Origin of the sequence: Caballeronia sp. LZ062, from assembly GCF_031450785.1 — a bacterium.
Classification (GTDB): domain Bacteria; phylum Pseudomonadota; class Gammaproteobacteria; order Burkholderiales; family Burkholderiaceae; genus Caballeronia.
Map to the genome: position 1 here is coordinate 2,071,604 of NZ_JARTWB010000002.1, position 12,452 is coordinate 2,084,055.

At 64.4% G+C, this 12,452-nt stretch carries 13 protein-coding genes; 10 read left to right on the forward strand and 3 right to left on the reverse strand.

The genetic code is table 11. The annotated features are described in order from the left end of the window. Positions 1-4: 4 nt before the first annotated feature. From P9239_RS15695 to P9239_RS15720, 6 genes are all read left to right on the forward strand, one after another. A complete protein-coding gene (locus P9239_RS15695) occupies positions 5-691 on the forward strand; it encodes an HAD family hydrolase (protein WP_309752436.1) in 687 nt (228 codons plus the stop codon). Next, the gene (gene pcnB, locus P9239_RS15700) at positions 684-2,312 is read left to right on the forward strand and encodes a polynucleotide adenylyltransferase PcnB (protein ID WP_309752437.1); all 1,629 of its coding nucleotides are present in this window, start codon (positions 684-686) and stop codon (positions 2,310-2,312) included. Before P9239_RS15695 ends, pcnB begins: the two co-directional genes overlap by 8 nt. Positions 2,313-2,417: 105 nt before the next feature. Continuing rightward, complete coding sequence (gene folK / locus P9239_RS15705; protein ID WP_309752439.1) at positions 2,418-2,972, forward strand: 2-amino-4-hydroxy-6-hydroxymethyldihydropteridine diphosphokinase; 555 nt, start codon at positions 2,418-2,420, stop codon at positions 2,970-2,972. After that, on the forward strand, positions 2,969-3,649 hold the full coding sequence (locus P9239_RS15710) for a deoxynucleoside kinase (RefSeq protein WP_309752441.1): 681 nt from the start codon (positions 2,969-2,971) through the stop codon (positions 3,647-3,649). Before folK ends, P9239_RS15710 begins: the two co-directional genes overlap by 4 nt. A gap of 54 nt (positions 3,650-3,703) precedes the next feature. Then, positions 3,704-4,519, forward strand: coding sequence for a 3-methyl-2-oxobutanoate hydroxymethyltransferase (gene panB, locus P9239_RS15715; RefSeq protein WP_309752443.1), 816 nt, complete (start codon positions 3,704-3,706; stop codon positions 4,517-4,519). 123 nt (positions 4,520-4,642) lie between these two features. Continuing rightward, positions 4,643-4,942 carry a hypothetical protein gene (locus tag P9239_RS15720; RefSeq protein WP_309752444.1) on the forward strand — a complete coding sequence of 100 codons (300 nt, stop codon included), beginning with the start codon at positions 4,643-4,645 and terminating at the stop codon, positions 4,940-4,942. A gap of 6 nt (positions 4,943-4,948) precedes the next feature. Here P9239_RS15720 and P9239_RS15725 read toward each other — a convergent pair whose 3' ends face one another. Continuing rightward, positions 4,949-5,884: a CopD family protein gene (locus P9239_RS15725; RefSeq protein ID WP_309752445.1), complete on the reverse strand. Its 936-nt coding sequence runs from the start codon at positions 5,882-5,884 to the stop codon at positions 4,949-4,951. Between the two features lie 420 nt (positions 5,885-6,304). Between P9239_RS15725 and P9239_RS15730 the strand changes: the two genes are divergently transcribed. The 4 genes from P9239_RS15730 to P9239_RS15745 all read left to right on the forward strand — a co-directional run bounded on the left by P9239_RS15730 (position 6,305) and on the right by P9239_RS15745 (position 10,800). Next, positions 6,305-7,048 (forward strand): c-type cytochrome, encoded by a 744-nt coding sequence (locus tag P9239_RS15730; RefSeq protein WP_309754091.1) that lies wholly within the window; start codon positions 6,305-6,307, stop codon positions 7,046-7,048. Positions 7,049-7,069: 21 nt separating this feature from the next. Next, on the forward strand, positions 7,070-8,368 hold the full coding sequence (locus P9239_RS15735; RefSeq protein WP_309752447.1) for a cytochrome c: 1,299 nt from the start codon (positions 7,070-7,072) through the stop codon (positions 8,366-8,368). An 82-nt stretch (positions 8,369-8,450) separates the two neighbouring features. After that, positions 8,451-9,071, forward strand: coding sequence for a hemolysin III family protein (locus tag P9239_RS15740; protein WP_244847946.1), 621 nt, complete (start codon positions 8,451-8,453; stop codon positions 9,069-9,071). Between the two features lie 217 nt (positions 9,072-9,288). Further along, the gene (locus P9239_RS15745; protein WP_309752450.1) at positions 9,289-10,800 is read left to right on the forward strand and encodes a DEAD/DEAH box helicase; all 1,512 of its coding nucleotides are present in this window, start codon (positions 9,289-9,291) and stop codon (positions 10,798-10,800) included. Between the two features lie 59 nt (positions 10,801-10,859). Here the strand turns inward: P9239_RS15745 and P9239_RS15750 are convergent, their stop codons facing one another. Further along, a complete protein-coding gene (locus P9239_RS15750; RefSeq protein ID WP_309752451.1) occupies positions 10,860-11,372 on the reverse strand; it encodes a hypothetical protein in 513 nt (170 codons plus the stop codon). Positions 11,373-11,425: 53 nt separating this feature from the next. Then, complete coding sequence (locus P9239_RS15755) at positions 11,426-12,250, reverse strand: ferritin-like domain-containing protein (RefSeq protein ID WP_309752454.1); 825 nt, start codon at positions 12,248-12,250, stop codon at positions 11,426-11,428. Between the last annotated feature and the right edge of the window lie 202 nt (positions 12,251-12,452).

Sequence of the window (12,452 nt, forward strand, 5' to 3'; positions counted from 1 at the left end):
TCCCATGAACCTTGCCCTCTTCGATCTCGACCACACGCTCCTTCCCACCGACAGCGACCACGAATGGGGCCGCTTCATGGTGAAGCTCGGCATCGTCGACGCGACTGAATTCACGCGTCAGAACGACGCCTTCTATGCCGACTACAAGGCGGGCGTGCTCGACATCAACGCGTATCTGCACGCCATGCTCGCGCCGCTCGCGAAGTACTCGCGTGAGCAGCTCGCCGACTGGCACGCGCAGTTCATGCGCGAGGTCATCAATCCGCACATCGTGCCGGCCGCAGTGACGCTCGTGCGCGAGCATCAGGACAACGGCGACCTGTGCTGCCTCGTGACCGCGACGAACGCGTTCATCACCGCGCCGATCGCGGAAGCCTTCGGCATCGAAACGCTGATCGCGTGCGAAGTCGAAACCGTCGGCGATCATCCGCAAGGCGCCTTCACCGGCAGGCCGCGCGGCACGCCGAGTTATCGCGAAGGCAAGATCGTGCGCGTGGAAGAATGGCTCGCGTCGCTCGGCAAGACGCTCGGCGACTTCAAGCGCAGCTACTTTTATAGCGACTCGCATAACGACATCCCGCTGCTCGAGCGCGTCACGGACCCCATCGCCACGAATCCGGACGACACCCTGCGCGCGCATGCGCAAGCCAAAGGCTGGCGCATCCTGAACCTCTTCGATACACGTGATTAAAAAACTCATCCGCAAGCTGTTCGGACAAGAGAGCGCCGCATCCAGCGAAGGCGCCTCGAACGACACGCCGGGCGCATCCGCCGCCGAAGCCACCGAAGCCGCCGAAGCGAAAGCCGCCCGCAAGAGCACGCGCGTGACGCGCAAGAAGCCCGCCGCGCCGGTCAAGCGCGATCCGAATGTGCCGGTGATTCTGTCGTCCGACATTCACGGCATCGATCCGTCGCTCATCTCCAAGAACGCCGTGCGCGTGACCGAAGGCTTGCAGCAGGCGGGGCATCGCGCGTTCATCGTCGGCGGCGCGGTGCGCGATCTGCTGCTCGGCGTCGCGCCCAAAGATTTCGACGTCGCTACCGACGCCACGCCGGATCAGGTGCAGCGGCTCTTTCGCCGGGCGCGCATCATCGGGCGTCGCTTTCAGATCGTGCACGTGCAGTTCGGGCAGGAGATCATCGAGACGTCCACGTTTCGCGCGCTCGTCGACGCGCCGCCGGAACCCGTCGCCGAAGCGCCGCGACGCTACCGGCGCGGCGAACTCGACATGCGCACGCACGCAGTGGACGCGAGCGGCCGCGTGTTGCGCGACAACGTATGGGGCGAGCAGCACGAAGACGCCACGCGCCGCGACTTCACCATCAACGCGATGTACTACGATCCGGCGACGCAAACCGTGCTGGATTATCACGACGGCATGGCCGACATCCGCGCGCGCCTCTTGCGCATGATCGGCGATCCGGCCACGCGCTATCGCGAAGACCCGGTGCGTATGCTGCGCGTCGTGCGCTTCGCGGCGAAGCTCGGCTTCGAGATCGATGAAGCGACGCGCGCACCGATCAAGGAACTCGCCGACCTGATGGACAACGTGCCGGCCGCGCGTCTCTTCGACGAGATGCTGAAGCTGCTGCTGTCCGGCCATGCGCTCGCGTGCCTCACGCGTTTGCGTCAGGAAGGGCTGCATCACGGCGTGCTGCCGCTGCTCGATGTCGTGCTGGAACAGCCGCACGGCGAAAAGTTCGTGACGCTCGCGCTCACCAGCACGGACGAACGCGTGCGCGCGGGCAAGCCGGTTTCGCCGAGCTTCCTGTTCGCCACGCTCTTGTGGCACGACGTGCAGACGCGCTGGCAGAAATACACGGCTGCGGGCGAGTATCCGGTTCCCGCGCTGAACCGCGCGATGGACGACGTCCTCGACATGCAAACCGAGAAACTCGCGATCCACAAGCGTTATTCCGCCGACATGCGCGAGATCTGGGGCTTGCAGCATCGGCTGGAAAAGCGCGGCCGCAGCGCAATGAAGCTGCTGGAACACCAGCGATTCAGAGCAGGTTATGATTTCTTGCTGCTGCGTTGCGAATCAGGCGAGCTGGATGCGGCCATCGGCCAATGGTGGACCGACTTCATCGAGGGCGATAACGCCACGCGCGAAGCACTGCTGTCGCAAGGCGGCAAAGAGCGTGCAGCGCCGAAGAAGCGCCGCCGGCGCAGCAACGCGAAGCGCAAAGCTAGCGAAGCTGTCGAAGGCGCGGAACGCGGCGCAGCGGACGGCGAGCGCGAGCCCGAGCCGCGCAGTGTGACCGACGAAGCCGGCGCGACACGGAAAAACGAAGACGCGGACAACGAATAAGGACGGTTTTCGCTACAGTAGCGGATAACGGTTAGCACCCGGGCAGCGTGAAGGCGCTTCGACGTTCCGCCGCTTCGCCCAGGACCTACGCGTAGGACTTCTGCCATGACGATTGCTTTTCTCGGCCTCGGAGCGAATCTCGGCGATGCGCGCCAAACGCTGAAAGACGCAGTCGTGTGTCTCGCACAGCAACGCACGATCACCGTGCTCGCCAAATCGAGCCTGTACCGCACGGCGCCCATCGACGCATCCGGCGACGATTACTTCAATTGCGCCGTGAAGCTCGAAACGACGCTTCCGGCCCGCGCGCTCTTGCGCCTGTGTCATCAGATCGAAGAGCAGTTCGGGCGCGAGCGGCCGTATCGCAATGCGCCGCGCACGCTCGACCTCGATATCTTGTTGTACGGCGCGTTCAGCATCGACGACATGGATCTCATCGTGCCGCACCCGCGCATGACCGAGCGCGCGTTCGTGCTCGTGCCGCTTGTCGAACTGGAACCCGATCTCATCATCCCGCAACGCGGCCGCGCCGATGCGTTCGTCGCGGGCGTCGCCGATCAGCGCATCGAGAAAGTCGCCGTCTGCCAGTGCGCGATGCCCGCCGCGCAGCCGGCCGCCAAAGAAGCCTCCACCGCCTCCACCAAAGCCAACTGCCGATGAGCGTTCCGCCACTCACCGTAACGGCGCCGCAACTGCGGCCGCCGCATCGTTACATCGCAATCGAAGGACCGATCGGCGTCGGCAAGACGACGCTCGCCACGCGGCTCGCCGAGCGCTGGTCCATGCGCACGCTCTTCGAGCGCCCGCAGGACAACCCGTTTCTCGAACGCTTTTATCGCGATACGACGCGCCACGCGCTTTCGACGCAACTGAGCTTCGCATTGCAGCGCGTCGCGCAGACGCGCGAAGTGGCGGACATGCTCACGCAGAACACGCCGCTCATCGCCGACTTTCTCACGCAAAAGAGCGATCTGTTCGCGCGCCTCACGCTGCCGGACGACGAGTTCAACCTGTACCGCGATATCGCCTCGCGCATCGGCGCGAGCGCGCCTGCGCCGGATCTCGTGGTGTATCTGCAGGCGAGCCCGGAAGTGCTGTTCTCGCGCATTCAGAAGCGCGCGTTGCCGATGGAGCTGCAAATGTCGGACGCGTATCTGCGCGCGCTCACCGACGCGTACAACGACTTCTTCTATCACTACGATGCGACGCCGCTGCTCACGGTCAACGCGGAGCATCTGAATCCGGTCGCGTCGGACGACGATCTCGAACTGCTCGTCGAGCGCATCGAGACCATGCGCGGGCGCAAGGAATTCTTTGTCAAAGGCGTCTCGGTGTGAGCTCGTGCCTATGTTCGTGCATCATGCCCGCGCGCCAATTCCAGTGAAATCATCATGACGTATCTGCAGGAAACCAGCCGTTCGACAATCACCGTTCCGAAGCTGCAAGCCATGCGCGAGGCAGGCCAGCGCATCGCGATGCTCACGTGCTACGACGCGAGCTTCGCGGCGCTGCTTGATCGCGCGGGCGTCGATGTGATGCTGATCGGCGATTCGCTCGGCAATGTCCTGCAAGGCCACAGCACGACGTTGCCCGTGACGCTGGACGACATCGCGTATCACACGGCGTCGGTTGCGCGCGGCAACAAGAGCGCGCTGATCGTCGCGGACATGCCGTTCGGCACCATCGGATCGCGCGAAGAAGCGTACGCCAACGCCGTTAAGCTGATGCGCGCGGGCGCGCAGATGGTGAAACTCGAAGGCGGCGAATGGCTCGCTGATACGGTGCGCTTTCTCGTCGAGCGTTCGATCCCGGTGTGCGGGCACGTCGGGCTCACGCCGCAGTCGGTGCACGCGTTTGGCGGCTTCAAGGTGCAGGGCAAATCCGAAGCGGCCGCGGAACAGATGCGCCGGGACGCGCTCGCGCTCCAGCAGGCGGGCGCGCAGCTGCTCGTGATCGAAGCGGTGCCGACGCTCGTCGCACGCGAGGTCACGCAACAGCTCGCGATTCCGACTATCGGCATCGGCGCGGGCATCGACTGTTCGGGGCAAGTGCTCGTGCTGCATGACATGCTCGGCATTTTTCCCGGCAAGCGTCCGCGCTTCGTCAAGGATTTCATGCAGGGCCAGCCGAGCATTTTCGCGGCCGTCGAAGCCTACGTGAACGCGGTGAAAGACGGCAGTTTCCCCGGCCCCGAGCACACGTTCTGACTGTTTTTGTTTTGCGCGGTACCGGCCACTCGTTTGCGCTGTCACGAACAGACTGGACAGGTGAGCTTCTTGCACACTATCTTGCACACTAAGCTGAACCGTCAGCCAGGAGCGAGAACGACCATGTGGCACGTGCTTCCCGATGAAACCGTCCGCGCGCAGCTTGCCGTGGGCGCGTTCGTGGTGCTCGGCGCGGCGCGCGTGATCGCCGCGGTGCTGGGCGCGCAGCACGGCTGGCGCATCTCGACGGTGACGCGCGGGTTCATCGTGCTGGCGGTGGCGTTCTGTCTGCCGCAGATCCTCGATGTGCTCTTCGTCGCCGATTCGCATGCAGCGTTCGTCGAACTAGAGGGCAAGGCAGCGGGATGCGCGCTCGCGCTATTCTGCGCGCCTATCGTGAGTCACAGGCTCGGTTACGAGTGAGCGCGATCAGGCGCCCAGCGCGAAACCGGGCAAGCTGTGCGACAGCACCGACGCCGCCAGGAACACGCCCGCCATCAGCAGGGCTTCCACGCGCATCAGGTTGATGACCGTATGCGCGTCCGTCGTCGATGCCGTGCGTTGCAATTGCGGCAGCGCCGACCAGCGGTTGAGCGCGCCCAGCGCGAGCGCCGCCGCGACGAGCGCCGCTTTCACGATCAGCGCGTGTCCCCAGCCGCTTTGCGTCAACGGCGCAGCCGATCCGCCGGTACCGCGCCATGCGTTGAAGAGACCAGTCGCGATCACGACCGCCACCGCGAGGGTCGCCACGCGCGACATGCGCACGACGACGCGCAGCAACGAAGCACGAGCCGTCGACGCATCGAGCGCGGGCAGCACGACGGCCGCGCCCGCGATCACCACGCCACCCCACACGCCCGTCGCGAGCAGATGCAGCAACTGCACGCCCTCCGCGATGGAGAATGCGCCTGCATCGGCGGCATGGCCGATCGCCGCCTTGCCCGATGCCGCGATCAACGCGCCAAGCGCGGCGACACCGTACCGCGCCGCGCCGAACGGACGGCTCGTCGCCGCCGCGAGCGCGAGCAACGCGCCGCCCGCAATCGACGCGGCCCAGCCGATGCCCGCGTGCGTGGCCGTCGCGACGAGCCAGAGCGACGATCCGGCATCGAGAATCGACGCGCCGCTCATCGCGGCAGATTGCAGCCATAGCGAAACGAAGCCGCACAGCATGAAAACGAGCGCCGCGAGTAGGCCGAGCGCCGACGCGCGTCGCCATGCGCGCTGCGCTGCCGACGCCGTTGCAAGCGCCTGTTCGCGATGCAGCCAGCCGCGCAGCAGCACCGCGCCGAGCGTGCAGGCGAAGGCCACATCGGAAAACGCGGCGAACAGCATCTGCAGGAACGGCAGCGAATCGCCCGTCATGATGCGGCGCGCGCCGAGGCGTGAACGGGAATTGCTGTAGAGAGGTCCGTGCGAGTCATCGGTGCGTCGGCAGGAAAGCGGCTCGCGAAGTCTATCTGAACCGGCGCTCATTGCATCGAATGCGATGAACGTGGCGACGCAATCCAGCGCGCCGTCGACTATTTGTTGATAAGCAATGAATTCAATGCAATGTCAAAGTTCTTGTCCGTCGCGCGGCATTTTGTCGCGATTGCGCCTCAGCGCGCCCGAAAAGTTGTGTCAAATAGTCACCATCAGGCATCGATGATAGAATTCCGCGTCGCATCAGAGGCTCGTCGAGCCGCTGTGGCCGTGGTCCGCCACCCTCCGCCACCTTACGCGTGGCCGTGGTTCGCCACCTTCGCACCGAGCCGCACGAAGCTCGGCAGGTCCCCGAATTTCATGGAGTGTCGCGTGTTTTCAAGACGCATTTTCCGTCCGCTGCTCGCCTTCGCACTGATCGGCAGCGCCGGCGTTCTCGGCGCAGGCCAGGCGCTGGCTCAGGCGCAAAACCAGCAGATCGCACCGGATACCATGGCTGCGCGCGTGCAAGGCTGCACCGCCTGTCACGGCGTTCACGGCGAAGGCACGGACAACGACTACTTCCCGCGTCTTGCCGGCAAGCCCGCCGACTACCTGTATAACCAGCTTCAGAATTTCCGCGAAGGGCGGCGCAAATATCCGCCGATGAACTACCTCGTCACGTATCTCTCGGACGACTACCTTCATCAGATCGCGAATTACTTCTCGCAGCAGCGTCCGCCGTATCCGCCGCCCGCGAAGACCAACGTCTCCGGCACGACGCTCGCGCGCGGCTCGCAGCTCGTGCTGAACGGCGATCCGTCGAAGAACATTCCCGCGTGCTCGGCTTGCCACGGCAAGGCGCTGACCGGCATGCAGCCGGCCATCCCCGGTCTCGTCGGCCTGCATTCGGACTACATCAGCGCGCAGGTCGGCGCATGGAAGTCCGGCACGCGTCACGCGAAGGCGCCCGACTGCATGCAGCAGATCGCTTCGCGCCTGTCGGATGACGACGTGACCGCCGTCGCCGCATGGCTCTCCACGCAAACCGCACCCGCCAACCCGGTGCCCGCGCCCGCTGGCTCGTTGAAGATGCCGCTCGTCTGCGGCAGCGAACCGCAATAAGGCGTCTGGAGCGACAACACAATGAAACGCAAGTCCCTGTTCGCACTTTCCTCGGCTGTCGTGGTGGCAGCCGTCGCAGCCGGCGCCGTCCTCTGGTCGGGCGGCGACAACCTTCATTCGGGCGGCGCGGTCGCGGCGACCCCGGCGGATCAAGCCGAGCTCGTCAAGCACGGCGAATATCTTGCCCGCGCCGGCGACTGTATCGCCTGCCATACGGTGCGCGGCGGCAAGCAGTTCGCGGGCGGCCTGCCCATGGCGACGCCCTTCGGCACCATGTTCACGCCGAACATCACGCCGGACGACAAGTACGGCATCGGCAAATGGACGTCCGACGACTTCTATCGCGCGATGCACACCGGCCGCTCGAAGGACGGCAGCCTGCTGTACCCCGGCTTCCCGTTCACGAGCTACACGAAGGTGACGCGTGCCGACTCGGACGCGATCTACGCCTACCTGCGCTCGGTCGCGCCGGTGTCCGAGCCGAGCCGTCCGCATGAACTGCGCTTCCCGTTCAACAACCGCAATCTGCTGATCGGCTGGCGCACGCTGTTCTTCAGCGAAGGCGAGTACAAGCCGGACCCGACCAAATCGGTCGAATGGAATCGCGGCGCGTATCTCGTTGAAGGTCTCGGTCACTGCGGCATGTGCCATACGTCGATCAACGCAATGGGCGGCCCGGTCAACTCCGCGGCGTTCGCGGGCGGCCTGATTCCGCTGCAGAACTGGTATGCGCCTTCGCTCACGTCGAACAAGGAAGCCGGTCTCGGCGACTGGGACATCAAGGACATCAACGATCTGCTGAAGAGCGGCGTGTCGCAGCGCGGCGCGGTGTTCGGTCCGATGGCCGAAGTGGTCCACAACAGCCTGCAGTACATGACCGACGCTGACATCAACGCGATCTCGACGTATCTCAAGTCGATCCCGCAGAAGAAGGAAGCGCCGGAACCGCTGCAACTGGAGACGTCGGAGAAGTTCGGCGGCGAACTGCTCACCATGGGCATGAAGGTGTACACCGAGAACTGCGCGAAGTGTCACGCGGAGAACGGTCTCGGCAAGCCGCCGGCTTACCCGCCGCTCGCGAACAATCAGTCGATCCAGATGCCCTCGGCCGTCAACCCGATCCGCATGACGCTCAACGGCGGCTATCCGCCGAGCACGGACGGCAATCCGATGCCGCACGGCATGCCGCCGTTCGCGCAGTCGCTCTCGGATACGGAAGTGGCCTCGGTCGTGACGTACATCCGTATGTCGTGGGGCAACCACGGCACGCCGGTGTCGCCGCAACAGGTGAGCAACCTGCGTTCGGCGCCGCTCGACTGACATTCGCGAAAGACAGCGTACAATACGCACGGGGCGCAGCCTTCATGTCGGGGCTGCGCCCCTTGTCTTTGGTGGACGGGTCATGCACGCAGGCGAGCGTTTCAACAGCATCAGCCATCTGATCGGCGTCGTTTTGTCCGTCGCGGGACTCGCGACGCTCGTGACAATGGGCGCGCTCGATGGCGACGCCTACAAGGTCGTGAGCTTCGCGATCTACGGCGCCATGTTGTGCACGCTGTACCTGATCTCGACGCTGTACCACTGTGCGCGCACGCCGCGCATGAAAGCGGTCTTGCAAAAGTGCGACCACTCGGCCATCTACTTGTTGATAGCCGGCAGCTACACACCCTATACACTGGTGACCTTGCGCGGTCCGTGGGGCTGGTCGCTGTTCGGCGTGAGCTGGGGACTCGCTGTGCTCGGCATCACGCAGGAACTCACGCTCGGGCGAAGAACCCGCAGCGTTTCGATGGTGCTGTACGTGTTGATGGGCTGGCTCGCGCTCGTAGCCGTTCATCCGCTCTTGACGGCGCTGCCGCCCGCGGGCACCGCGTGGCTGGTAGCAGGCGGTCTGATCTACACCGCCGGCATCTGGTTTTTCATCAACGACGAGCGCATCCGGCACGGCCACGGTATCTGGCATCTGTTCGTGCTGGCGGGCAGCCTGTGTCAGTTCGTGAGCGTCGCGCGCTATGTCGCGTAAGGGCTGAACGCGAGGCATAGCCCGCATCGCGACAATTGCGATGCAACTTACAGCCAGCCGGCGTGTCTTGATAGCGCGTCGAACCTTGCGGCAAAGCCAGGCGGTCGAAGATCGCGCACCAAGGCCCGCCGCCCGATTCATTGCGAGCGTCGTACATCACCGCCGCTGTCGTCAGCCGCCTGCACGCCGTTCGCCACAACGATTCGAACATCTATTTATGTCTTTTGATTCACTCGGTCTGTCAGAACCTCTCCTTCGCGCAGTCAACGAACTCGGCTACACGAACCCCACTCCCATTCAGCTTCAGGCGATTCCGGCCGTCCTGAAGGGCGGCGACCTGCTCGCCGGCGCGCAAACCGGCACCGGCAAGACGGCGGGCTTCACGCTGCCCATCCTGCAACGTCTCTCGCAACTGGCACCGGCTGCGGCCGGCAGCAAGCGCCCGGTGCGCGCGCTGATTCTCACGCCGACGCGCGAACTCGCCGCGCAGGTCGAAGAAAGCGTGCGCGCTTACGGCAAGTATCTGAAACTGCGTTCGACCGTGATGTTCGGCGGCGTCGGCATCAATCCGCAAATCGACGCGCTGCGCCGTGGCGTGGATATCGTCGTCGCGACGCCGGGCCGTCTGCTCGATCACATGCAGCAAAAGACGATCGACGTTTCGCAGCTCGAAATTCTGGTGCTCGACGAAGCCGACCGCATGCTCGACATGGGCTTCATTCACGACATCAAGCGCGTGCTCGCGCGTCTGCCGCAGAAGCGCCAGAACCTGCTGTTCTCGGCCACGTTCTCCGACGAAATCAAGGCGCTCGCCGACAGCCTGCTGGATTCACCAGCGCTGATCGAAGTCGCGCGCCGCAATACGACGGCCGAGCGCATCGAGCAAAAGATCCATCCGGTCGACCGTGATCGGAAGCGCGAACTGCTCACGCATCTGATCCGCCAGCACGACTGGTTTCAGGTGCTCGTCTTCACGCGCACGAAGCACGGCGCGAACCGTCTTGCCGAGCAGCTGACGAAGGACGGCATCAGCGCGCTCGCCATTCACGGCAACAAGAGCCAGTCCGCGCGCACGCGGGCGCTCGCCGAATTCAAGGATCAGACGCTGCAGGTGCTGGTCGCGACCGATATCGCCGCGCGCGGCATCGACATCGACCAGTTGCCGCACGTCGTCAATTTCGACCTGCCCAATGTGCCGGAAGATTACGTGCACCGCATCGGCCGGACCGGTCGCGCGGGTGCGGACGGCGAAGCGGTGTCGCTCGTGTGCGTGGACGAACTGCAATTGCTGAAGGATATCGAGCGCCTTATCAAGCGGCCGATTCCGCAGGAAGTGATTGCCGGGTTCGAGCCGGACCCGAACGCCAAGCCCGAGCCGATTCAGCGGCGCAGCCAGGGGCGCGGCGGTCCGCGCGAAGGCGGCCGCGCGCACGGCGGAGCGCACGACCAGGCGCGTGCGCCGAAAGCGGCCAGCGGCGGCGGTCAGGCGCAGCGCGAGGGGCGCGGCGCAAAGCCGGCTGGCGTCAAAGCGAATGGCAATGCGAACGCGGGCGCAAAGGCCGCGCCGCGCCGTCCGGAAGCCGCGCATGCACCAGCACACGCGCAGGCACCGCGCGCCAAGACCGGCAATCCCGGCGCGTTGCTCGGCGGCAAATCGGGCAGCAGCAACGGCAGCGGCAGCGGCAACGCGCGCCGCGACGGCATGCGCACCGGCGGACGCGGGCGCTAAGCGTTAGCAACATCGAAGTGAATGCGAGCCGGCCGTCCGGGCGGCTCGCGATCGAAGATTCAGGCAGCGGCGCTCGCCGCTTGCTTCAGCCAGTCGAGTTGTTCGCGCCAGCGCGCGAGCACCTGCTCGGTGTCCGTCAGTTCGAACGTGATGCCGCCTGTCAGCCGCGCATACGGCACGCGCTGAATCTCTCCGCTCTCAATCGTCCCGACAAAGCACGCTAGCGGCACGTCGTCGAGCGCGACACGGCGAGCATCGATCTGCACCTGATGAAACGCCTCGTCGAAGACGAAAGCGAGTGTCGCGCAGGCCTTCGACGCGATAGCGCGAGCAGTACGCGACGACGGCCACAGCGCGAAGCACAGCGTGCGCGCGTCCGGGGCCAGCAGTTCGCCCGCGCTCAACAGCGCGGTGCGAATGCGCCCGCTGTCATCGACGGCGGAAAGCGACGCCGTGAAGCCGCTCGGCGCGCCCGTCAGCGTGCCGTCGAAGAGCGCACGCAATTCCGATGGCCATTCGTCGAAGACGGTCTGCGAAGACAGCAACGGCTTGCCTGCGTTGGAATCGGTCATTGGACGTCGGCTCCGTCGCGTGGAACGGCTTGCGCCGCATCACGCATCGAGCGTTAGCGAAAGAAGAGCTGCGTGATTTTCGCGAGCGGATAATGAACGCCCGGCTGAATGCGCGCGGGCAGATCGAGCGGTTTCAGGAGCATCTTGATGCACTGATCAGCCGACAGGTTTCGCCGGACCAACGCATTCACTCTCGCAAAAAGCTGGCGGTTGTATGTCGAATCCTTCGCGCGGTCGGGGTATCGAATGGCGAAGACGTGCCGCAATGCAATCTCGGAATCCTCGCTCTTCAGTTCGGCCACGCGCCGCACCAGCGCGCCCAGCACGGCCAGGCGGCCGTTCCCTTCGATCTTGTTCCACTTCTTGAAGAAGCGGAAGAAATGCTTGTAGTGCCGCACTTCATCCACCCGGATGTTGTCCGTGATCTCCTTGAGCACCGGCTCGTCCGAACATTCGTTGATGGCGCGATACAGCGTGGCCGTTCCCGTTTCGATGACACAGCGCGCCACCATTTCGAGCGCCCGCTTCTTCTCGAATTGCTCGTAAGAACACGTCAGCGAATATTCAGCGAAAAAGTTCTTGAATGCGGTGTCCCAGTCGAACTCCGGCCAAACGTGGTTGATATAGGTTTTGAGCGCGCGGCCATGCTGCATCTCCTCGGGCTCCCACTCGTTGTTGAGCCACGCCGCGATCTCTGGATCGTCGCGAAAGTACGTGCTGAGGTTGCTCGTATAGAGATCCGTGCCGCTCTCGATGAACGAGCAGGCGCAGAGCAACAAGAGCAGGTGTTCGTTGGATGCCGCTTTCTGTCGGTCGATCCGATTCAGATCAATATCTTCGATGCGCCACGGCATGACGTGGGTGCTATCTGTATGCATGTATCGCGCTCCCTGGCTGAACTGAACGCGCCACCGGCCAAAAAAGACGGTCGAGGTTCGTACGACGCTGTGAACGTCGTCCCGTCCCAGCGTCTTCAAATCAAAGTGTTAGCGGCTTGAGCTCTTTCATCTTAGCCGTCCTGCAACGAGTTTGCAGACATGGGGACAGACTTGCGCCGCGCGGCGCGGTTCCGTGCGCGCG

Bases quoted from the DNA above. Each gene is read 5' to 3' on its own strand.
- P9239_RS15695 (WP_309752436.1), top strand. From the start codon at position 5: ATGAACCTTGCCCTCTTCGATCTCGACCACACGCTCCTTCCCACCGAC.
- folK (WP_309752439.1), top strand. From the start codon at position 2,418: ATGACGATTGCTTTTCTCGGCCTCGGAGCGAATCTCGGCGATGCGCGC.
- P9239_RS15710 (WP_309752441.1), top strand. From the start codon at position 2,969: ATGAGCGTTCCGCCACTCACCGTAACGGCGCCGCAACTGCGGCCGCCG.
- panB (WP_309752443.1), top strand. From the start codon at position 3,704: ATGACGTATCTGCAGGAAACCAGCCGTTCGACAATCACCGTTCCGAAG.
- P9239_RS15720 (WP_309752444.1), top strand. From the start codon at position 4,643: ATGTGGCACGTGCTTCCCGATGAAACCGTCCGCGCGCAGCTTGCCGTG.
- P9239_RS15725 (WP_309752445.1), bottom strand. From the start codon at position 5,884: ATGACGGGCGATTCGCTGCCGTTCCTGCAGATGCTGTTCGCCGCGTTT.
- P9239_RS15730 (WP_309754091.1), top strand. From the start codon at position 6,305: ATGGAGTGTCGCGTGTTTTCAAGACGCATTTTCCGTCCGCTGCTCGCC.
- P9239_RS15735 (WP_309752447.1), top strand. From the start codon at position 7,070: ATGAAACGCAAGTCCCTGTTCGCACTTTCCTCGGCTGTCGTGGTGGCA.
- P9239_RS15740 (WP_244847946.1), top strand. From the start codon at position 8,451: ATGCACGCAGGCGAGCGTTTCAACAGCATCAGCCATCTGATCGGCGTC.
- P9239_RS15745 (WP_309752450.1), top strand. From the start codon at position 9,289: ATGTCTTTTGATTCACTCGGTCTGTCAGAACCTCTCCTTCGCGCAGTC.
- P9239_RS15750 (WP_309752451.1), bottom strand. From the start codon at position 11,372: ATGACCGATTCCAACGCAGGCAAGCCGTTGCTGTCTTCGCAGACCGTC.
- P9239_RS15755 (WP_309752454.1), bottom strand. From the start codon at position 12,250: ATGCATACAGATAGCACCCACGTCATGCCGTGGCGCATCGAAGATATT.